General features: G+C 38.4%; 21 protein-coding genes and 2 pseudogenes. 2 read left to right on the plus strand and 21 right to left on the minus strand.

Features of this window, described 5'->3' with window-relative positions; translation table 11 throughout:
• Positions 1 to 68: 68 nt before the first annotated feature.
• The 10 genes and pseudogenes from ACOAOT_RS13285 to ACOAOT_RS13330 all read right to left on the minus strand — a co-directional run bounded on the left by ACOAOT_RS13285 (position 69) and on the right by ACOAOT_RS13330 (position 10,718).
• Positions 69 to 1,724, minus strand: coding sequence for an ABC transporter permease (locus ACOAOT_RS13285; RefSeq protein ID WP_420217420.1), 1,656 nt, complete (start codon positions 1,722 to 1,724; stop codon positions 69 to 71).
• Positions 1,711 to 2,799, minus strand: a complete 1,089-nt coding sequence (locus ACOAOT_RS13290; protein ID WP_420217421.1) for an ABC transporter ATP-binding protein — start codon at positions 2,797 to 2,799, stop codon at positions 1,711 to 1,713. Before ACOAOT_RS13290 ends, ACOAOT_RS13285 begins: the two co-directional genes overlap by 14 nt.
• A gap of 30 nt (positions 2,800 to 2,829) precedes the next feature.
• Complete coding sequence (locus ACOAOT_RS13295) at positions 2,830 to 3,915, minus strand: ABC transporter substrate-binding protein (protein ID WP_420217422.1); 1,086 nt, start codon at positions 3,913 to 3,915, stop codon at positions 2,830 to 2,832.
• Between the two features lie 122 nt (positions 3,916 to 4,037).
• Positions 4,038 to 4,805 (minus strand): response regulator transcription factor, encoded by a 768-nt coding sequence (locus tag ACOAOT_RS13300; protein ID WP_420217424.1) that lies wholly within the window; start codon positions 4,803 to 4,805, stop codon positions 4,038 to 4,040.
• A complete protein-coding gene (locus tag ACOAOT_RS13305) occupies positions 4,798 to 6,507 on the minus strand; it encodes a sensor histidine kinase (RefSeq protein WP_420217425.1) in 1,710 nt (569 codons plus the stop codon). The genes ACOAOT_RS13300 and ACOAOT_RS13305 overlap by 8 nt, the downstream gene beginning before the upstream one ends.
• Before the next feature lie 303 nt (positions 6,508 to 6,810).
• Positions 6,811 to 7,782: a nitronate monooxygenase gene (locus tag ACOAOT_RS13310; protein ID WP_420217426.1), complete on the minus strand. Its 972-nt coding sequence runs from the start codon at positions 7,780 to 7,782 to the stop codon at positions 6,811 to 6,813.
• Between the two features lie 88 nt (positions 7,783 to 7,870).
• Positions 7,871 to 8,461, minus strand: coding sequence for a TetR/AcrR family transcriptional regulator (locus ACOAOT_RS13315; protein WP_420217427.1), 591 nt, complete (start codon positions 8,459 to 8,461; stop codon positions 7,871 to 7,873).
• 50 nt (positions 8,462 to 8,511) lie between these two features.
• A pseudogene (locus ACOAOT_RS13320) lies at positions 8,512 to 8,670 on the minus strand (helix-turn-helix domain-containing protein); the annotation flags it as partial.
• A 76-nt stretch (positions 8,671 to 8,746) separates the two neighbouring features.
• Entirely contained in the window at positions 8,747 to 9,784 is a 1,038-nt protein-coding gene (locus ACOAOT_RS13325; RefSeq protein WP_420219422.1) for an NAD(P)H-dependent amine dehydrogenase family protein, read from the minus strand.
• Between the two features lie 100 nt (positions 9,785 to 9,884).
• The gene (locus ACOAOT_RS13330) at positions 9,885 to 10,718 is read right to left on the minus strand and encodes a MerR family transcriptional regulator (RefSeq protein ID WP_420219423.1); all 834 of its coding nucleotides are present in this window, start codon (positions 10,716 to 10,718) and stop codon (positions 9,885 to 9,887) included.
• Positions 10,719 to 10,935: 217 nt separating this feature from the next.
• Between ACOAOT_RS13330 and ACOAOT_RS13335 the strand changes: the two genes are divergently transcribed.
• Positions 10,936 to 12,342, plus strand: coding sequence for a helix-turn-helix domain-containing protein (locus ACOAOT_RS13335; RefSeq protein WP_420217428.1), 1,407 nt, complete (start codon positions 10,936 to 10,938; stop codon positions 12,340 to 12,342).
• A gap of 46 nt (positions 12,343 to 12,388) precedes the next feature.
• Here the strand turns inward: ACOAOT_RS13335 and ACOAOT_RS13340 are convergent, their stop codons facing one another.
• From ACOAOT_RS13340 to ACOAOT_RS13365, 6 genes and pseudogenes are all read right to left on the minus strand, one after another.
• Complete coding sequence (locus tag ACOAOT_RS13340) at positions 12,389 to 12,880, minus strand: pyridoxamine 5'-phosphate oxidase family protein (RefSeq protein WP_420217429.1); 492 nt, start codon at positions 12,878 to 12,880, stop codon at positions 12,389 to 12,391.
• A gap of 31 nt (positions 12,881 to 12,911) precedes the next feature.
• Positions 12,912 to 13,817, minus strand: coding sequence for an AraC family transcriptional regulator (locus ACOAOT_RS13345; RefSeq protein ID WP_420217430.1), 906 nt, complete (start codon positions 13,815 to 13,817; stop codon positions 12,912 to 12,914).
• 84 nt (positions 13,818 to 13,901) lie between these two features.
• Positions 13,902 to 14,453 carry a cysteine hydrolase family protein gene (locus ACOAOT_RS13350; RefSeq protein WP_420217431.1) on the minus strand — a complete coding sequence of 184 codons (552 nt, stop codon included), beginning with the start codon at positions 14,451 to 14,453 and terminating at the stop codon, positions 13,902 to 13,904.
• Between the two features lie 162 nt (positions 14,454 to 14,615).
• A pseudogene (locus tag ACOAOT_RS13355) lies at positions 14,616 to 14,792 on the minus strand (winged helix-turn-helix transcriptional regulator); the annotation flags it as partial.
• 10 nt (positions 14,793 to 14,802) lie between these two features.
• Entirely contained in the window at positions 14,803 to 15,051 is a 249-nt protein-coding gene (locus ACOAOT_RS13360; RefSeq protein WP_420217432.1) for a hypothetical protein, read from the minus strand.
• A gap of 9 nt (positions 15,052 to 15,060) precedes the next feature.
• Positions 15,061 to 15,639: a TetR/AcrR family transcriptional regulator gene (locus tag ACOAOT_RS13365; RefSeq protein WP_420217433.1), complete on the minus strand. Its 579-nt coding sequence runs from the start codon at positions 15,637 to 15,639 to the stop codon at positions 15,061 to 15,063.
• A gap of 181 nt (positions 15,640 to 15,820) precedes the next feature.
• On the opposite strand from ACOAOT_RS13365, the gene ACOAOT_RS13370 reads away from it, so the two are divergent.
• Positions 15,821 to 16,459 (plus strand): Vat family streptogramin A O-acetyltransferase, encoded by a 639-nt coding sequence (locus tag ACOAOT_RS13370; protein ID WP_420217434.1) that lies wholly within the window; start codon positions 15,821 to 15,823, stop codon positions 16,457 to 16,459.
• 77 nt (positions 16,460 to 16,536) lie between these two features.
• Here the strand turns inward: ACOAOT_RS13370 and ACOAOT_RS13375 are convergent, their stop codons facing one another.
• The 5 genes from ACOAOT_RS13375 to arr form a co-directional block, all read right to left on the minus strand.
• Positions 16,537 to 16,947, minus strand: a complete 411-nt coding sequence (locus tag ACOAOT_RS13375; protein WP_420217435.1) for a C-GCAxxG-C-C family protein — start codon at positions 16,945 to 16,947, stop codon at positions 16,537 to 16,539.
• Between the two features lie 152 nt (positions 16,948 to 17,099).
• The gene (locus tag ACOAOT_RS13380; protein WP_420217436.1) at positions 17,100 to 17,798 is read right to left on the minus strand and encodes a nuclear transport factor 2 family protein; all 699 of its coding nucleotides are present in this window, start codon (positions 17,796 to 17,798) and stop codon (positions 17,100 to 17,102) included.
• A 15-nt stretch (positions 17,799 to 17,813) separates the two neighbouring features.
• Positions 17,814 to 18,617 carry an SDR family oxidoreductase gene (locus tag ACOAOT_RS13385; protein ID WP_420217437.1) on the minus strand — a complete coding sequence of 268 codons (804 nt, stop codon included), beginning with the start codon at positions 18,615 to 18,617 and terminating at the stop codon, positions 17,814 to 17,816.
• Between the two features lie 82 nt (positions 18,618 to 18,699).
• The gene (locus ACOAOT_RS13390) at positions 18,700 to 19,608 is read right to left on the minus strand and encodes a helix-turn-helix transcriptional regulator (RefSeq protein WP_420217438.1); all 909 of its coding nucleotides are present in this window, start codon (positions 19,606 to 19,608) and stop codon (positions 18,700 to 18,702) included.
• Between the two features lie 79 nt (positions 19,609 to 19,687).
• Entirely contained in the window at positions 19,688 to 20,437 is a 750-nt protein-coding gene (arr, locus tag ACOAOT_RS13395; protein ID WP_420217439.1) for an NAD(+)--rifampin ADP-ribosyltransferase, read from the minus strand.
• Between the last annotated feature and the right edge of the window lie 21 nt (positions 20,438 to 20,458).

Here is a 20,458-nt window from a genome sequence, read left to right on the forward strand (position 1 = left end):
GATAATCTTTGGTCAGTGAACTCCATTCTTCTTCAGAAACTTCTTTATCTTCCATCATAAATACAAATTTACAAACTTAAATCTTTTCCTCTATTAAATCTATTAAATACCAGTAACGATATAACGGTCAGAGCAGTCAGTATGGTAGACAGCGCAGCGGCCGTTCCATAATTTCCTCTGACCACTTCTGTATATACTGCAACTGTTAATGTTTTTGTTTTCCCGGTATACAGAATTATTGCGGTAGACAATTCACTAATCATGGTCACCCAGCTTAAAATTGCTCCGGCTAGAATTCCTGCAGACATCATGGGAACTGTAATGCGGAAAAATGCCTTCATCTTAGAAGCACCAAGTGAAATGGCTGCCTCTTCAATGCTCATGGGTATCTGCTGCAAAATTGCAACGGATGAACGAATCGTATACGGAAGTCTTCGTATAATCAAAGCAATTACCATAATTAACATGGTCCCGCTGATTAACAAAGGCTTTTTATTAAATCCATTTAATAATGCAATACCAAGCACAGTACCTGGCACTATGTATGGGATCATGGATAAAATGTCAACTGCGTTTGTCAGAGTATTTCTTCTGCGTACCACCAGATATGCAATCACAACTGCCAGTATTACAATCACAATTAATGCAAGCACCGGGATAATAATCGTATTCTGAATACTTTTACCCAGTTTTCCAAATGCCGTCACATAGCTTTTTAAAGAATATCCCGATGTAAATACTTTTCCCTCCGTTTTCTTAAATGATGTATAAATTACATAACATTGGGGTAAAACAGCAATTCCAACAATCAGATAGGAAAATAAATGAATGATCCATGAAATACCCTTGGGTGCTTTCTTTTCTTCCATTGGGTGCAAAGCATTTAAAGAAAATGACTTCTTATTGGATACATACTTCTGTGCCAGAAATACGACAGTTGTAACTACAATGGCAATCACCGCAATTGCTGCTGCAAAACCATCATTTCCACTTACCTCATTGATGAACTCTGTGTATAGAACTACCGGGAACGTACGATACCCCTCTCCAATCAGCATTGGTGTACCAAAATCTGCAAAGGATCTCATAAATACCAAAAGTCCTGCTGCCAGTAATGTAGGTGTAATTAACGGCACTACAACCTTGAAGAAGCACCGAATGCCTGAGCATCCTAAATTTTCTGATGCTTCAATCAAAGAATTATCTATATTTTTCAAAGCTCCCTTGGCATATAAAAATACAAGTGGGAATAACTGCAATGTCATAACAAGCACAATACCTGTAAAACCATAAATAGGCGGTATGCTAATTCCTATGCCTTTGAAAAATTTTGTAACAACACCACTTCTTCCCAGCAACAAAATCCATGAATACGCGCCTATAAATGGTGCAGACATAGAAGCTACAATAATCAGAATATTTAATAATGATTTTCCTTTTATCTTAAATACGGAGAACAGATATGCCAGCGGTGTTCCAATTGCCAGCGATAATAATGTTGCAGCGATGGATACCTTAAAACTGTTAAACAGGGTATCAAAATAGTAACTCTTTGATACGAACTTTGCAAAATTAGCCATTGTAATGGCCCCTGTCTCACTGTCTATTACAGACTGTTTTATTAAGTAAGCCATAGGGTAAATCAGAAACAGCAGATACAATGCAATTGTAGCAAGCGTAATGAATCCCCATACATCCAAACGGAATTTGTTATTGTTCTTCATAAAGCCCGCTCCTTATCAGATTCGTATCACCTTGTTTATTAAATACATTGATTTTTTCTTTCTTCACCTGCAGCATCACCTTCTGACCCGGCTGCAGTTCTTCTTTTATGGAAGATTCCTCTACGATCTCCACCGTATCCCCGTCCTCCAGCTCAATGCTGTAATGTGTATTCAATCCTAAATAGGTGAATTCCTTAACCGTTCCTCTGATACCCATCTCATGATCTTTACAGATCACAAATTCTTCCGGTCGTATGGAACACAAAACCTCTTGATTTTCTTCATTTTTTAAACCAGGAAGTTCTACCTGATACCCATCCTTAAATACAATCTTACCGGCAGCTGCCTTTGCCTCTATAATATTTGTTCTTCCGATAAAGGTTGCCACAAAAACGTTACATGGTCTTTGATAGATGTCTCTGGGGGTTCCTATATGCTGAATCACCCCATCTTTCATAACAGCAATGGTATCACTGATCGCCATTGCTTCCTCCTGATCATGAGTTACATAAACGGTAGTAATCCCAACGTTTTTCTGTGTATGGCGAATGACGCTCCGCATCTCCAGACGCAGTTTTGCATCCAGATTTGATAAAGGCTCATCCATCAGTAATACGTCGGGGGATATAACCAGCGCTCTTGCAAGGGCAATACGCTGTTGCTGCCCGCCGGATAACTGATTTGGCATGCGGTTTGCATATTGCATAATCTGCATCAGGTTTAGATACTTATCTGTTTCTTTCTTTACTGTGTCTTTTTCCACTTTTCGGTTTTTTAATCCGAATGCTACATTATCCCGCACTGACAGATTGGGGAAGATGGCATAATTTTGAAACACCATACCAATATTTCTTTTACTTGGATCCATCTCATTGATACGGGTATCATTAAACAAAATATCTCCCCCCTCAATGGAATTAAATCCTGCAATCATTCTGAGTAATGTTGTCTTTCCACAACCAGAAGGACCAAGGAGCGTAAATAATTCCCCATCTTTTATCTCAGCATTCAGCTGGGGAATTACAGTAGTATCTCCATATTTTTTGACCGCATTTTTAATTGAAATTTTGCTCATTTATCCAACCTTACCCTCTCCAAAAAAGCTTTATTTACTCTGTAAATCAGTGAAAATTTCTGTATATCTGTCAACAATTTTCTGTTTGTTTCCGCTTACATATGGAATATCCTCTTCTATTACTTTTATTTCAGAAATAGGTTTCATAAAGTCACTTGTCTTTGCATCTTTGATAACCGGTCTGTTTGTTAAAGTACTTCCCCATATATTCTGTACTTCATTACTTAAGATAAAATCGATAAATAATTTGGCGTTATCCATGTTTTTTGCACCTTTGATGATAGTTGCTGATGCTGGAAGATATACGGTTCCCTCTTTTGGATATACGATTTTAACGGGTGCGCCATCTCTTACAAGCTGTGCACACGGATCTTCATAGGAAAGCCCCACTACATATTCACCATCTGCAACTCCTTTGTAAACTGCGGAGGAGCTTTCACAGATTTTTCCATCTACATTGGTAAACAGGTCTTCTACGTATTTCCACGCTGCATCATCCTCATAGCCTCCCATTGCCAGCAGCATATTGGTAAGCTGTGCGAAAGCGGAGGAGGAATTGGCCGGATCGGCGGTGGCAATCTTCCCTTTTAACTCAGGATTTAACAGGTCTTCGTAGCCATTGATTTCTATATCTCCAATCAGGTCTGTATTCACAATTAATACGCTGCCGTCTAATACGTTACCTGCTATAAAACCACAGGTATTTTTGTAGGCATCTATGACATTGTCATTATTGGAGGATACATATGGTTCCCAAAGATTCTTATTGTCATATGCCAGTGACCAGGAACCGCCAAAGAGGATATCTGCGTATGGATCGTTCATCTCTGACTGAATTCTCTTTACCAATTCACCGGTGCCAGCCTGGATTACTTCTACATTGACTCCATATTTTTCTTCAAACAGTGGAATGGTGGCGTTCATAAGTCCTTCGGAGTTAGGGGAATAAATAACCAGATTTCCGCCTCCCGGTGCCGCTTTTGCTGCGGTTGTTTCTTCTGCCGCTTTTGTTGTTTCAGTTTGTGCAGCAGTCGTTGAATCAGCCCCTGTGCTTGCGCAGCCTGTAAGAGAGACTGCCGTTATCAAACCCATTAGTAACCCAATACCTTTTTTCATTATTTTGTTCCTCCCATAAAATATTGTTTTTTAGATAGCTTTATCATATAAGATCTGCAACCTGTTTCACACTCTTTATCCCGAACAAATGGAAAAAATACCGAACAGTTTCGTCCGGTATTTTATAACACTCTATTCTGATATTCTTTGGCAGAGCACCCGATATATTTTTTAAATACGTGGTTAAAATATTTGTAGTCACCAATTCCACAGAGGAACCCCACCTCTGATATGACTGTATTCTTGTTTTTTAACATTGCCAGTGCTTTCTGTATCCGAAACCGGTTCAGGTATTCAATCACGGTTGTTCCTAACGCTTTTCGAAATTTCTGGTTAATGTATCGTTCTGAGTAATGAAGTACCTCTTCTAAATCAGATAATACAATTTTTTCCTGATAATGTTCTTCTATGTATTGTAAAATCTGCTGTATGACCGGATCCAGACTTGTCTTTTCTTCTATTAGAGAAATGCTCTCCAGTTCTTTTGTTTTTTCATTGCGCTCCCGTAAATAGTGTATATTTTTAGATTCTAACACTGCCTGCTCTAAAGCTTCCTTCATTTCCTCCATATTTAAGGGCTTTAAGACGTAAGTAGATACCCCATTCCGAATCGCCTCCTTGGCATACTCAAAATCTGAATAACCGGTAAGAATGATTGCAACATAATCAAACACAGTCTTTGTATTGGCAATCATCTGCAGGCCATCCATAACCGGCATATTAATATCTGTGATTACAATATCCGGTTTTAACTCTTCGATCAGCTTTTTCCCCTCTATTCCATTGGAAGCTTCCCCAACAACGTAGCTGTCACAGCTCTCCCATGGAACGGAAGCACGAATTCCTTTTCTGATAATGTCCTCATCTTCCACTAACAACACACTATACACAATTTTCTCCCATCCACAATTTTAATACTACCCGGAAATATTCATTTTCCTGACTCTCAATTATCATTCCGCTTTCTTTTCCATATTCCAGTGAAATTCTTCGGTTAATATTCTGTAAGCCATTATGTTTTGTATCTATTTTCTCTCTGTTTGTGATGCTTTTTAACATCTCCATCGTCGCTTTTGGCTGTCCAGCTCCATCGTCTTCTACCACCAGATACAGATATTCCTTCTGCATATAACCGCCTATCTTAATATGTATGTCTGTTTTCTTCTGGAACCCATATTTAATCGAATTTTCTAATAGTGGCTGTAGCAGGAGCTTGGGAATAAAGAACTGTTCACACTCATTTTCAATCTCTATTGTATAATCAAACCGGTTTCCGAAACGAATCTTTTGGATATACAGATAATCCTCAATATAAACCTTGTCCTCCTGAAGAAGTACCTTCTTTTTCGTATTGTTGATACTGTATCTTAAAATATGCGTAAAGCGTTCAATCATGTTCTCCGCTTTGACTGGATCTGACATAATCAGATATTTAATATTATCCAGAGTGTTATAGATAAAATGAGGATTCATTCTCTCTTGAAGATTCTGCATCTCCATTTGTCCGTTTATCTGTATTAATTCAACATTTTTATGATTCAATTCATTAATGCTCTTTACCATTTTATTAATCTGCTCTGCAATCTCTTCAAACTCATCGCCAGTGCGCAGTGTAATCTCATGATTGGTATCTTTTTTTCGAATAATGCGGATTTCTTTTACTAGAAGTTCAACCGATTCCGAAGTCTTCTTTGACATCACACCCAGCATATGAAAAAACATAATGGTCCAGACAGCACCTAATCCAAGGATTGTAATAACACCGATTAACAGATAAGCAGAATTTTCAGGTGAGTAAATAAAAGAATAAATACAAATATTCTCATTCTCCTGATTTTTGCTTCTTCTGAAATAACGATTTCCATTTATTGTTACATAGTTTCTGCCATCTGTTCCAATGTATTTATTTGCAGTGTTTTTTCCGATCAGACTGTTGTTGGAGCAATAGATAATATCACTCCTTTCATTGGTAATAATCGTATCATACTGCCCCTGTGACAGGCAATTATTCCAATCTGTATTTTTTAAGTACGCTGCCACTGTTCCGCGGTAGGTTTCCTGATCGTATATGGGCAGCATCATCAGATATTCTGATGCGTCAGCTTTGAAAAAATAAACTGTGGTATAGATACCGGTTCCATTTTCTCTTGCATTCTTAGCTGCAATCCGATTAAACTCTCTCCTGTGAAGATTCATTTCCTCTTCAGAAAAGTTCGTCATAACAACTTGATCTTCCTGATTAATCAGGATTAAATTAATACCTACCTTTGCCTCTACATTATATTTGCTGATTAAATAATTAATATCTCTTGGGTTTTTCTCTTTTTTAATACAATCCAGGAAGCTCTGCATATTTTCTTTCTCTTCTAAGAAATTCACAGTTGAATGATATACATCGAAAAAATTCGTGCTGATTTCCTCCAGATGTCTCTCACTATTCACTTCCTGACTCAAGGTATTAATGATTATGATAGCAACCGAAAAAAACAGACAGCCAATAAGAATGATAACGACAATTCTTGTTGATACCATTTTCTCCAGTTCTTTTTGAAATTTACTTTTTTCTGTTTTCATTGCTCTTTTATAATCCATGAGTTCTTCCTTAACATTTCTTCTGACAGGCAATATTACAATCTGCCCGTTTCTGATGATCCAATCATTGCATAATTATTTTATCATAACTTTAATGGAAAATAAATTAATTCTGCTGTGAGATTGATACTGTATTTATCGTTTTTCCGATACAGCCGCTGTCAAAAGTATCTCCCCTAATCATTAAAACAAAAAAACGGATAGAAAAAATGATTGCATTTTTTCTATCCGTTTTTTTGCCTGTACATTTCATGATCAGATTATCCAGATTCCTCAGGATACAACAATTAATCCTCCATCGGATTACTGAAATTCAAACTTTGTGATCGCAGCAAAACAAGCCTTTGCACCTGCGATTGTATCATCGATAATATCTATAACTGCTTTTTCTTCTTTGATAAGTGGTGCAATTTGTCCAGCCATAACTGCTCCATGTTCCATATCCCCCTCAGCCATTGCTCTCTTAAGAGAACTTTCTGCAACGGGGCGAAGTATTTCTGCCGCTGCGACTTTTGTATTCTCAGCCTCGATCTTCTCCATCTCATCAGAAAGTGCATTTTTAAACTGTCTGCAAGGCTCACCGGTTGAATATCCCGTAATTACTGTTGACATATCTCCAGCTTCTATCACACTTCTTTTTACATTAGGATGTACGGTTGTCTCCTTTGATGCCATAAAAACAGTTCCCATCTCAATTCCCTCTGCACCAAGAGCAATTGCTGCTGCCATCCCGCGGCCATCAGCAATTCCACCAGAAGCTACAACCGGAATAGAAAGTTTATCCGCTGCCTGAGGAACAAGTACAGTTGTTGCTTCAACAGTTGTATGTCCGCCGCCTTCCCAACCCTTTACGATTACAAGATCGGCTCCTCCTATCTCTGCATTCACTGCATCCGCTATATCAGAAGCCTTTACAATAATCTTGCATCCAGCTTCATGCCATTGTGAGAAATATTTCTTACAAAGATCCACATCCAGTCCAAGTAATGTATCTGCATAAACTACAGGTGGCTTTAGATTTTTAATATGTGTGGTCAGACGATCCAGATTTTCAGGAATCATAACTGTATTAATTCCAAATGGTTTATTCGTCAGTTTCTTTGTCTCCTCAACCTGTGAAATTAAAAACTCATCTGGCGCAAATCCGACACCTAATACTCCAAGTCCTCCTGCATTCGATACAGCCGCAACAAGTGGCGCTGTTGAAATCCATGCCATTGGTCCCTGAATGACCGGCTTTTCAATTCCTAAAACGTCGCAAACTCTGTTTCCCATCTGTAATATCCTCCTTTGGTATTGATTATTATTATTTTAACAAGCATAAACACAACCCAAAAGACAGAATTACAAAATGTGTCGACCTTTAAAATTTCTTATTTTCAAGTAAAGAAAGCAAACCTTTCTCCTGGCAGTCTTTGATTACTCCATATACGTAACTAATCGTGAAATCCTGATAATTATAGATCCACCATTTTACGGTTGCCATTACATTAGCTGCGTATAAATCTGCAAAAAAGTTTGTCTGACCACCATTTTTCATTTGAATATTCTCTTTTTCCAAAAAATGACAAACTGTCTTAGCAACAGATTTCTCCATAATTTTATAAGGATGAAACTTCTCCTCCTGGATATTCCATAATGCTTTTATCACTTTCTCATGTTTACTTAAGTTTTCGAACGCTTTCTGAAAACCCTTTACTTCGTCCTCTTTTCCATTTTTATCTAACGAATCCATAAAAATTTCAATATATTCATCTAAAAAAGTATCGCATATATCATATATCAATTCTTCCTTAGAACTATAGAACAGATAGAAAGTGGTCCGGTTTAAATCTGCTTCTTTTGCTATTCCTGCCACTGAAATTTTTTCATACTCCTGATTTTCCAATAGTCGAATCATCGCCTGATGCAGTTTCTGTACTGTTACAATTGAAGACTTTAATTTTCGTTCCATGACTGATTCCTCCTGTATCATATCATAACTGATCTGATCTCAAAAAGAAATTATCTTTTTCTGAACTCCCCTGGCAGCAGACCTGTGTTTTTATGGAACAGCTGCGCAAACCGTCCTGCATTGGAATAGCCAACAGTCCGAGCAATCTGCCCGATGGTCAGGTCTGTGTCAGACAGCAGTTGCTCCGCATGACTTATTCGCCGCTGCTGTTCCATAAGGTATCAATAAATGTACAAAAACCTCCTGTCTGCTATACTTTGAGCAAGCAAACAAGAGGTTTTAATCCTATTTTACATAAAGTTGCATTGGGTACGACAGGTATTCCAACTCATCTAATTTATCAACGGTAACATACCCGGTTGGGGCATTTAAAACACTGGGAATGCGATTTACAATCGTGGCACAGGTATGCTCAACAGTTGCGGGTTTTGATACATAGAATGTGGTATCCGGTTCCCCTATGATCTTCCAGTCACACATGTCGCCATCTTCTGGTCCGTATACTTTGCCAATACACTGTGTTTCGATCACAGGACCCTGAAATGTTTCTGTTGTTACTACAGCACTCATACCAATACAATGCCCCTTTGGAATGGTTCTTCCTAATGTTTCGGAATATAAGTCGGTGTCATAAAAATAAGGTACACATTTCTGTGATTGTGACTTAATGGTCCAGCCCATCTTGGAACAGAGAGCTTCATTGGAGTTCCATACATAGCTTGGTTCCAACGTTTCCGGATGTGCAATCTGCGCTTCAAATTCATCCGGTGTTAGTCCGGCTCCATGAGCTTTTGCAAGTGCAAGTCCATAATCTTCCACATTGTAGCTTACAGCTCCTTCAATCCGCTCAATATTATGTACACCACCAGCCACGCAGCCAATCATATTAATCCAATAAATATCCTGCATACCGGCACCTACTACTGTACAGTTGTGTTCTTTAGCCAGTTTATCTAATTTGTTAGTAAGGGCAGCCGATGTAGTCCATGGATAAATTGCTTCTTCACAGGTGGTGATTACATTTATACCACGTTTTACACATTTCTCAAAATATGGGTAGACATCTTTCATGAAACTGAATAATGTAACCACTGCAATATCAGCGTCACATTCATCCAGCACTGCGTCTGCATCGCTGCGAATGGGTACGCCAAGCTTAACACCCAGTCCGGCCCAATCACCTGCATCCATACCCACAACATCTGGATTTACATCAATTGCGCCCACAATTTCTGCACCCTTTTCGTACAAATACCGCAGGATGTACTTTGACATTTTTCCACAGCCATACTGAACAACACGAACTTTTTCATGATACATAATGATAACCTCTTTCCTATGATTTTTTGAGGATTATATGAATCCCATATCAAAAGTATAGAGGTTATAATTACTATAATGTCAAGAAGTAATTGACACTTTATTAACAAAATTTTATGGGGATCTGCAGTCGTAAATACATCCCTCTCTCATCATGGCTTATGATGGGAAGTTCCGTAATCACTTCACATAAATAATCACCGTTTATCTGGTAGCCTTTTGATTCAATCTGCTCTAAAAGACGCTTTGCATACTCTTTCTCTTTTTGAAAGGAATCGCAGTAAATACAAAGGTAATTATTAGCTGGGATTTTTGTAGTGAGTTCATCTGCCAAAACATCATGATCCACGAAGACAAATACCTCGGTTGAAATAAACCGGCTCTGAATCAGATTTTCCTGCCTTAATATTGTACCAGCATTACAGAAATAGATCTGAGGCAGGTGAACCGCAATAAGACTTTCTTTAAATTCCCGCAATATCTTTTCATATGTATCAATATCATAATCGTAGATATTTACTTTGGAATCAATAAAATACATGGTTCTGCTTCCGATATATTCTAAAAGTATGGTCCCATCCTTGGGAGCGCTTTCGTATCGCTCCAGGCTCTCGATGGTACGTTCCACCGCCCTCTTCTGATATTTAAGTTTTTCAGTTTCTTCCTCTATCTGGCGCTGTTTCTGTCTCAGAATATTCTTAATGTTTGGAATGTACAGGTTATCAAGCTGTTCCTTAATATCTTTCAGCTGCATCCCCAGTGATTTCATATATTGAATCATATCAAGCTGGGCACTTTGCTTAATATCATAAAATCGATAACCGTTTTCATCATCCCGGCTTACAGGAACCAAAAGCCCCATTTTATCGTATAGCCGAAGTGTCTGTTCTGTAACATTGTTTAGTTTTGCCATCTGTCCGATTGTTAGCTGCATGATTTACCTCCCCTCCATGAATTCAATTATATTTCAAAAACCTTATTGTAACAATAAACTTTTATGCTGTTTGGGTATAAATTTATTTTATATTATGGTACAGTTATTCTAAGATATTTTTATCGGAACCAATGTTTGGAAAAAAAGTCGGGTAATGTTCTTATCCAAAAGCTATAATACAAATATAACTTGCAAGTTATAGGAACAGGAGTAAACAGATATGAATTATTACCAAAGGATCCAAAAGGCAATTGACTTTATAGAAGATCATTTAGACCAGGCGATTACCATAGAATTATGTGCAAAGGAAGCATGCATGAGTATTTCAGGATTTTACCGCATGTTCCTGTCAGTGGTTGGCTACAATGCCAAAGAATATATTCGGATGCGAAGATTGACAGCTGCATATTACGACTTATTGCAGACAGAGGAAGGGGTTCTTTCAGTCGCCATTAAGTATGAATACAATTCTGCTGACAGCTTTACCAGAGCATTTAAAAAACAATTTGGAATGTTGCCTTCCAAGGTAAAATCTGTTTCTTCACAACATGGCATCAATGAATTTGTGAGGTTAAATATAATGGAGAAATATTTTGAGACAGGGAATAAAGAGTTAGAAGAAAAATATCCGGATATTAAGGTAATCAAAGAACTGGAAGATATGAATGTCGCTTGCTTTACTTATTACGGGAAAGATCCCGAACATCATGCGTTTGAGACAATGAAAAAATGGGCGAATGAAAATGATGTATACTTCCATGATGTGTCCTATCGAATCTTTGGATACAATCATCCAGATCCGTCTAATGTCGATGATTCTGAAGAGATATACGGCTATGAAGTCTGTGTGACCATATCGGAGGAACAGTTCTTAAAACTTAAGGATGTTCCTGCCGATTTTGTAAAGGGTACATATGATGAAGTAAAACGCCGGATATTACGGGGTGGTAAGTATGCTGTCATGTCAGTGAAGCGTGATGATACGGGTGATATTGGCAGTAATATTATTGCTGCCTGGAAACGGTTTGTTTTATGGATTGGGGAAAGCAAATATTTATGGGACGGAAGTCAGTATCTGGAAGAGCATCTTGGTTTTTCTGAAAAAGATGATCACATTGGCGGCGTAGATTTATATATTTCAATAAAAGATGCTCCAAAAGATAATAACTCAGAAAAGATCAAGGAGGTAATTCCTGCCTGCAGAGTTGCCGTTTTTCGATCAGATGGAACAGACAGCGAGAAAATTGCCCATGAATGTTGGGGAAAAGCATTATCTTTCGCCAATGAAAACCATTTAGATGATAATACATGTAAAATATATCAATACAACAAGGGTTTTGATAACCGACCGCCCTTTTTTCATATTATTATGATTACATTACCTGAAGATTTTGATGAAGTTAATTGCAGATCAGCGGATTCCGTTATATTTGATGTGTTTCCTGGGGGTGCTTATATGGCGACTGATACATCACTTGAACACCTTAGAGAAACCTGGATGCTGATGGAAAAATGGCGTAAAGAAACAAAAACAAAACCAGCGAAACATCAGTGGGTTGAGGAGTGGTATCTGGAGAATTGGAGTTTTCCTTATAAAAAAATAAAAGTACTTTACCCAATTCCTTAACAGATCCAGAAACAGGGGCGAACCGTTCGCCCCTGTCTCTAACTGCTTAATTAATTCCCCCGTTTTCCATATCAGTCTCATTAACAAAATCCATGTGGTATAATTTCTCCCAATGATTAATGTTTAATGTTCCCTTGGTGAGATGGATTGCTAAATAGCAGCAATTCTCGTCCTTTTCATTATTTGCCATGTCATACCACTCAGAAAAGGCCTTGCGTAATTTCGTTCTCAATTCAGCATTTTTCGGGTCAAGCACCCAGCCAAGGTTTTCAGCGACTCCATTGGCAGTAAACATCTCCAGGCATCCCGCAACCGAAACCTCCTGGTTTTCAGCGATCTGCTGCATTTTATGTGACTGTCCATTGGTAACAACATAGAATGTACGGTCTTCATAATAAGCGTCCACACTGCGGACAACAGGACGTGGTTTTCCATCAGCGCCAGGCTCCCGTGCAATGGTGGCCAGCGATATCACATTGTCTTTCCCGCTTCCAAATTTTTCTTCCAGCAGCTTTAGTCCTTCCTGGTACATACTCATTTTCTTTTCCTCCATAATAAAAAATTATATATCATCCTCGTTTTTTAAACGGAATCCATAACTCCGTATAAACGATATCAGATTTGCTTTTATAATACATTTCAGGAAAGAAACCATCGGCAGTTAAACCGTGCTTTTTCAGCCAGAACCGGGTGTATTTCATTGCTTTCCCCATATCAGCCACCATCTGATCCTTGTTTTCTGATTCAAATCCACATACCACATATTCCCGTGATGGAAGCTGCCAGCGAATAAAATTATGGTCGGTCTCTTCCTTATTAATTTCCGTACCTATGAAATAGCTGGAATAGCCTTCCGGCGCATCTCCCTTAAACGAAACACCAATGTGACGCCCCTCAGGGAGACGGGGAATATTGGAAAGTTCTTTGTAAAATCGGTGCCAAATATCGCCAACCATATCAACACCGGTCTTTTCGCCAAGCATTTTACCAGAACGAAATGCATAATAGCCTATTACTCCCAGAAAATCTATTGGTTGATCAAGAAATTTACGATTCATTTCAAGAACTAATCCATCGCTGATCAGCGGTACCCCTTCATTGATTACAAGATAACTAAGTAATAGATCAGGTTTTTCAAAGTTTTGCAGACTAATACGGTTGCTTCGATACTGGGATGGGGTAATCCCATAGGTCTTTGTAAAAGCACGGGTATAGGTTACATGACTTCCAAAACCGTAATACAACGCAATGTCTATAATGCGATTTTCCCTGCTGCGCAGCATCACTGTAGATTTTGCCAAACGGCGCAGCTTAATATAATCCCGAACCGAAGTTTTTACCAATCGTGTGAATAATCTCTGATAATAAAATGGTGACAGCCCGGCAATCTCAGCCAGAGTATCGATTTCAATTTCTTCCCCAAGATTTTCTTCAATATGATTCAGCGTTTTTTGAATGGATTCCCATGCGTGCATATTGATTACCTCTCTCCAAACAATTTACCACAGACTGAAAAAAATTGCTTAACCGTGTCTGCCCTTTTTTAAATGTTCTTAGTTTTACTTTTGATCTTTGATCCAGGCATCTGCCTTTTGTACCTTGGCAAACGTCCCGTCCAGTGCTGCCATATATGCACACTGAGCCAATTCTGCCGGTACTGTAGTTTCACGCCATACCAAATCTCTCGTTGCACAGGCATCTTCAATTAATTCAACAGAGTATCCGTAATTATTGGCAGATCTGACGGTTGTATCAATGCACATATGCGTCATCATACCGCACACAACCAACGTATCAATCCCTTTTTCCCCCAGCTTATCGTTAAGGCCCGTACCCTGGAAACTATCAGGTCTATGCTTAATTATGATTTCTTCTCCGCTCAATGGACTGCACTCTTTATAAAATTCAGTACCAGCAGTCTCTGGTATAAAAAATACTGCACCCGGGTTTATACTTATGTGTTTCACATGGTAAATCGGCAAATTGTGCTCTCTAAAAAATGTTAGAACTTTACTCGCCTGTAATGCCGCTTGTTCTGGGTTAACCAGTTCATACTTTCCACCCTTAAAATAATCATTTTGAATATCTACCAGAATCAGACCAACGTTCATAATAACTACCTCTTTTCTCATAATTATATAGTTTCTTACTGAAAGTTTACGGCTGATAAAATAAAAAGTAAATTACTTACTTTTTGGTAGGTATCTGATTAGCACAGATAATACCTTTTTGCTCAAGCTGCTCTGTCTGTCCGTGTTCTATCATATAAGCCACAACTCCTTCAATTGCTGAATTAACATTTTTTCTGAAATACCCTGGATTCCATGCTTTAATTCCGAAAATGTCTGTGTCCCTTTCCTTAGTTGAAATATTAATATGGTTTTCCATTTTCCTTTTACAAAATCATGGACTAACTCCAGTGGGCAAGTATAATTCTCCCTGATTTTCATACACGTTTCCTCATTTTATACACTTCAGATTTAACATATTGGAAATCACAGTAGTAACACCCGCAATCAAGCTTCCAATCCCCCATACACTGCCCCATAATGAACCTGCCATTCCAATCAGCACCAATCCAATACCTATAACAAAACCAATAACAGAACCTGCCTTTGCTACCCGTTTCGACGGATAGACTCCTCTCGCAGCATTTTTCGAAAACTCAAATACTTTCGCGTTATGTTCCTTTAAATTAAATTTTTTCATCGTATTCTCCTATTCAAATATATCGTCAATTAAATGATCCAGCATAAAATCAAAGACATCAAAATGATTGCATACCAGCTTATCCTTACCCGTAATTAAGAATAGCAATGAAGCCATGACAGACAAAGCTTTCTCTTCACTGATACGAAGTTTCAAAAAGGGCTTCTCAATCATTTGCTTCGCTCCATAAAGACTATCAAAAAATATACTTTGCTTTTCTTCCTCAGAAAGTTTGTTGATAAAACTTGTAAAGTCTGCTTGTGAAGTGTCATATAAAAAAGGGCTTTTATCATATTCCGCATAAACTGCTTTTAATGCCCTTGCTACTCCATATTTATTTTGTTCTTTTAATAAAATTGATTCAATCAGTTCATATAATTTATTTTGTATCGCACTTAAAGTTTCCAAAAAAAGAGCTTCCTTTGATCCAAAAAAGAGATAGAATGCACCTTTTGAGATACCGACTTTTAAACACAATTCATCAATGCTGGTTTTTTTATAGCCATACTTTTCCCAATTTTCTTTGCATGCCTCAATCAGCTTTTCACGTATATTATTTTTTTCCTGCTCACTAAATCCTTTTGGCATATTCCCTCCTTCTTGTGACTATATTTATTTTTATAGTCATATGTATTTATACCTGATATTAAATTATTTGTCAATGGGGCAAGTTGGCATTACGCTGTATAGGCACTGGAAATATACAGCAGACTATGGTATGCTGATATTTTATTAATACTATTTCTATCAAATACAGGAGGGTTTTTATATGCAGTATGGACCAGATCCCAATGCCATATATCCAAATGAGGCGATCAAGAGTGTCTGCTATATTAAAAATGTGGTTACACGCCCCAATATAATCATTGGAGATTACACATATTATGACGACAAAAACGGTGCTGAATCCTTTGAAGAACACGTGACTCACCACTATGATTTTATAGGAGACAAGCTCATCATCGGGAAATTTTGTGCCATAGCAAAGGGCATTGAATTTATAATGAATGGTGCGAATCACAGAATGAACAGCGTTACCACCTACCCCTTTAATATTATGGGAGGCGGCTGGGAAAAAGCAACCCCAGCACTGGCAGACCTGCCGTTAAAAGGCGATACTGTGATTGGCAATGATGTATGGATCGGACAGAATGTAACCATAATGCCTGGTATTCACATTGGAGACGGAGCAATTATCGGCGCTAATTCTGTTGTAACAAAAGATGTTCCTGCTTATCACATTGCAGGTGGAAACCCGTGTAAAATACTGAAAAAAAGGTTTGACGATGAACTTATTAAGCATCTTCTCACAATTAAATGGTGGGATTGGTCTGCGGAAAAAATATTTGAACATCTTGATGTTCTATGCAGCGGAGATCTGAAAAAGATTATGGAGATAAAACTTTAAACGTATGAGTATAACTATAAAACTTAAAGAAACAGCCTTATAAACCTGGGCTGTTTCTTTGAACTATTGCGTTCTTTTTAGATGCGCTTAATAAATTCACTTGAAAATTCAATCGTTTCAGCAGTCAATTTCTCACATGCATGGGGTGGATCATTTTCACTAAAGCCGTTGGGACGTAAATCGAAGCATTTCAGTGAATGATATCTATCTGTAAACTCTTCAGCAAATTGATAGCAAATCCCGGCTATCTCAGAATCAGATTTTCCGTTCTGACTGAAATAAATTCCTATAAACATCAAAGCACCTTCAACCAATCCGCATTGAGCTCTATAACCTCCAGCTCCATGCAATCCTATGGCAGCGTTTAACGTCTGTTTTTCCAGACTAACATGAAATAATTCACATAAGCAGGTTAAAGCCGTTCTTGCGCAGTTAATATCATATTTCCAATACAATTCATGTACCCTTTCCTTTATCGTTGCTTCCATTTAGCCACCTCGGGTTTTAATTTTTATCTAGTATACCACCAGATTAAGGATTTGTATTATATTAACGACTAAAAAGGAGGATTATTTTTTCTCTTAAGCCACCTGGCAGTACAATCAGCAAATTATAAATCTTCGGTACTGCTAGTGAAACGTTATTCACCGGATACTGTGATATTTAAGTTTTTAATTTTTCCATTATAAAGTGTAAAACAGAAATCTAAAGGAATGGGGCTTCCTGAAAAATCACCTGAAATGGCAGCAGTGACAACCGTTTCACCATTTTTTTCTGCATAATTGGTGACTTCGGTCATAACCTTTGCGTCCCTGTTTGCCTCCAGAATATGTCTGCTGACCGCTACTGGTCCATGATATGTCTCACCTTCATCTACCAGCATTGAATCCTCTGCAAAGCATCCGGCAAGCAGGTTTTCATCAAAAATATCTGAGGCATGATAATAGGCGGCAATCGGCTGCGGCAATGGAATTGCCCTGCTGTTAGAGGAAAGTACATTGCATAGCCGTGTGATTTTATCCCCTTCCATTGTAAAATGAAAATCAAGGAATAATGGATCAGGCAGACCAGCCTTGTTGTATTCACCATCACATTTTGCAGTAACAACAATTTCTTTGGCATCTTGAACGGCATTTATGACATCCAGTCTTAAATGTACACCAAAATAATCGTGGTCACTCCACTCTTTAATGTCTGGTTTTCCATGATATTCTTTTCCTGCGTCCATTACAACGGCATTCTCATCAAAAATAGAAAGAAAGGCGGCTGGGTCACCCGCGTTCGTTGCCTGAAAATGTGTCTCAACTGCTTTTGGTAATTGAAATTTATTGTTTGTCATAGTCATCCTTCTCCTTTATACTGTGCGGACAATTCCGCCATCAATTGTATGTTCTGCACCCACAATGTAGGACGCACGATCTGACACAAGAAACGCAGCAAGTTCAGCTACTTCCTCCGGACGTGCTGTTCGCCCTATGGGGATTCCTCCCAACGAATCCATTAAAATCTGCCTTGCATCATTATAATCACAGCTACGTTCCTGTGCCATTCGCTCAATGAGTCTTTCTGCTGCCTTTGTTTCCGTAAAACCTGGCGCTATGCTGTTAACACGGATTCCCTTTGGTGCAAGTTCTGTCGCAAGTGCCTTGCTGTAATTACCAAGCGCTGCTTTTGCTGCCGAGTACGCCATAGTGTTTTCACCTGGAAACCGACGCTGTATGGATGTGATATGAAGGATTACGCCACTACCTTGTTTCAGCATTGGCGGCAACAATCCGCGATCCAACCGAACCGCTGCAAAAAGATTGGTATCGAATGTGCGCTGCCAGTCCTCATCTGATTGCCTGAGCGCGCCGCCGGTGGGAGTGGAAGAACCGCCCACATTGTTGACGAGAATATCCACACCTCCAAAACGTTCCAGAATATATTCCACAATTTTTGCAGTGCCATCAGGTGTGCTGATATCAGCCTGTATAAATAACTCCGGTTTCTTTAATTCTTCCGGAGTGGTTCGCGCTGTTGTAATGACAATCGCCCCAGCTTTTGTAAGGCGTTTAACAATAGCCTCACCCATTCCGCCCTTCGTACCTCCAGTTACAAGAATGCGCTTTCCCTCAAGTTCTTTGGGATCAATTGATATATGGCTAAAACTCTCCATGAATGAACCTCCTTTGATTGATTTATAAGAATTTATCAACACTTTGATTATATAAAACATAACCTGACAGCACCGTGTCAGGTTATGTTTTATATTTCATGGTAATTTTATTTAATTCAAACTGAAGCATATCACGTATATACTGTGGGCTTTTTACTTCAGCTTCGGAGCCAAAAGACAGAATATACCGGATCAGCCAATCACTTTCAGGCAAAGTGGTCATAATGGTGAACGAGCCATCTGTATTTTTAGTAATTTCTTTCTCCTTAAATTCATCATATACGCGGTAGGCTCCATCAGCAGAAATATTGAAACATAGTTCAATCCACTTCTGAGTTTCCTGCTCCTGACCGCCGCCTGGCAATGGTTCGGGGATCATTTGGGTGAAAGGATCCTCTGTTATCCGGACATCTGCCATTCTTACTATTTTAAACATTCTTAATTCATTCCTAGTCAGGCAGAACGCCTGTAAATACCAGGCATTTATTTTAAATATGAGTTTCATTGGCTCAACTCTTCGGGCAGTTTTCTCACCTGATGAACCGAAATAATTAAATTCAATAATTTTATGACTCAGGATGGCATCCTTTATCAGCGTAAATTGACTAAATCCCTTATCATCACTTCCCCATGGACTAAAATCCACTTCAATCCAATTTGTTCTACTCTTCTTAAACAGACTGCTTAGTTTGGCAAGAACTTTATCTGCCTCAGGAACCTGTGTGACGTTCAGGCTTTGCAGCGCATATAATATCTCATTTTGTTCTCTCTCTGATAGAACCGATTTATCAAGAACATAGTGTTCAAGTAGGGAAATGCCTCCGCCCTTTCCCTGAAGAGCATAGATTGGTATCCCTGCTAAAGACAGCGTATCAATATCACGATATATAGTTCTGACGGATACCTCAAAATGCTCTGCCAGTTCATTGGCAGTCATAAACTTTTTGTTCAGTAAAAGATATATTATTTCGAAAAGTCTGTTTATCTGCATATTCCTTACTCCAATCTTACTTTATTATAGACGAATAACCCGACAACTGCATGTCAGGTTATTTAATAAATTTTATTGCTCAGTTGATAATTTCCCCTTTGCTTTTTTCTAAATTTTCACGCCATTTACTTAATTCCGTAGTAGTAATTTTGTTCCACTCGGTCTCCTCACCAATAATTTTCAAAGGTTCTTTTGAACGGTAGGAACGTGTTAAGTTACCCGGGAATTTTTTGTCAGTAACATTGGGGTCATTTTCAAATTCACCCGTTGGTTCTATCATATAAACCCGTTCTCTTCCTTCTCCTTTTGCCAATGCCGCTGCAAGTCCCGCACCATTGATATTAGCAGTAAAATATATATGATTCATTTGAAGCTCCGGCTTGTAATTTGATATTCCACCCGCTGTTAGCAAATCGCCAACTTTTAAATCTGCTCTAGTTCCATGATAAAATGGGCCTTTATCAGAAGGGGCTCCTTTACATGATTCACTTAATTCAGTATATTTTTTTGCATTATCAGAATCATGCAACTCCTCATAACACCCGGAAATATCTGAATATAATGTTGTGTATGCACTCTTTACATTCTCATCATCTATATTTCGTGCACACTGTAAGGATGTTTCCAGCCATTTCAATTTATCTGTGATATCCTTTTGCCGATGAGCAAAATGATACGCCGCAATAAATTTTTCATATTCATCTGAAGCCACTTCCCATGCTTGCAGAAACATCTTGTCAGCTTCTTCAATATTTCCACTATCTTCTATACTCATCCCTATTACACAGAGTTTAATGACGTTGTTGTTTGGATCAAATTTTATATTCATTTAATTTTACCTCCAAATTAA

The organism is Lacrimispora struthionigena (assembly GCF_048627165.1).
In the GTDB taxonomy this organism is placed as follows: domain Bacteria; phylum Bacillota; class Clostridia; order Lachnospirales; family Lachnospiraceae; genus Lacrimispora.